This is a genomic window from Clostridium sp. ZBS15, from assembly GCF_023845705.1.
In the GTDB taxonomy this organism is placed as follows: domain Bacteria; phylum Bacillota; class Clostridia; order Clostridiales; family Clostridiaceae; genus Clostridium; species Clostridium aquiflavi.
On sequence record NZ_JAMQHY010000194.1, the window covers coordinates 1 to 533 of the forward strand.

At 53.1% G+C, this 533-nt stretch carries 1 protein-coding gene; it reads right to left on the minus strand.

Annotated features, from left to right (window positions below):
• Window positions 1–56 precede the first annotated feature (56 nt).
• On the minus strand, window positions 57–533 hold a 477-nt coding region (locus NG904_RS16985; protein WP_286674382.1), incomplete at its 5' end, for a uroporphyrinogen decarboxylase family protein.

The window sequence follows — 533 nt, forward strand, 5'->3', positions numbered from 1 at the left end:
GATCGGGAGGGGGCTGCGTTGGGGAAGGGTGGAGATATCCGGGGGGCGCCGGTCCCTTAAAAAAAAAAGGCGTGCAGCCACTGTCCGCCGCCTTTGGTAAACAGCGTGACCGGTACGCGGCGACCGTCGTTTTCACGCAGTAAACCATCAACAATTTTATGCATGTAATAAAGCGAGAACTGTTGATAATCGCGCCCGGTAAGCACGCCGCCCCTGGTGTCGAAAATCATCACAGCCTGAGCACCGGCTTTAATCTGCGCATTCAGATACAAAGCGACGCTTTTCGCCAGTTTATCGAGTAGAGCGTGCAGCGCCTGCGGATCGGCATACATCATTTTTTTGATCACGGTGAAGGCTTTGCTGCTGCCGCCTTCCACCATGTAGGTCGCCAGCGTCCACGGGCTGACGGAAAAACCAATCAGAGGAACGTCGACTTTCAGTTCGCGACGAAGGGTACGCACCGAGTTCATCAAGTAACCAAGTTCATCTTCCGGGTACGGAATTGGCAGTTTATCGACGTCAGTTTTTTTTTT